Annotated in this window: 1 protein-coding gene; it reads right to left on the bottom strand. The window is 56.0% G+C overall.

Annotation, left to right across the window (positions count from 1 at the left end; genetic code table 11):
* Positions 1-584: type IV secretory system conjugative DNA transfer family protein (locus tag D7024_RS14500; RefSeq protein WP_165859427.1), on the bottom strand; the 584-nt coding region annotated here is incomplete at both ends.

The raw sequence follows: 584 nt of genomic DNA on the forward strand, positions 1-584 counted from the left end.
TTTTCATAATCCAGCACCCGCAGTTTTGCGGGGGGCGTACCGTCCGGCAGGAAGGCCAGGCAGAACTTCGAACGCATTTTGATTATCTCTTCCGGCCGCATAAGTTCACGACCTGTTGTGCTGCGGGTCTGCCGGTCGTCAAAAAGGCCGGGACCAAAAAGAGACTTCACCTCACGGGTCGCGCTTTGTGTTTCCACGGTGCACTGCCCCAGCATGCGGCTGAAGTACTGCGCCGTGTAGTCGTCTTTAACACCGATTACCAGGGTGGTATCGCAGCAGGCCTTGATTTCCTGCCATGTACGCCCGTAAACCCGCTCCAGCTGGGGAAGGCTCTGTACTATGACGTGGCACTCTATGCCCCGGGACCTGACGGTGGCGATTTTCTTTTCGAACTCGGGAATGGTTACTATGTTTGCAAACTCATCCAGGAGGAACTTCACAGGTACCTGCAGGCGGCCGTCGGGCCCGGCGTCGGCCGCTTCCACCAGCCGTACGAATTCAAAAGTGAAGAAAAGTGAAGCCAGAAAATCAAAGGCCCCGTGTGTATCCGGGGTGATGAGAAAGTAGGCGCATTTTTCCCTGCC

It is taken from the genome of Desulfofundulus salinus, assembly GCF_003627965.1.
GTDB lineage: Bacteria > Bacillota > Desulfotomaculia > Desulfotomaculales > Desulfovirgulaceae > Desulfofundulus > Desulfofundulus salinus.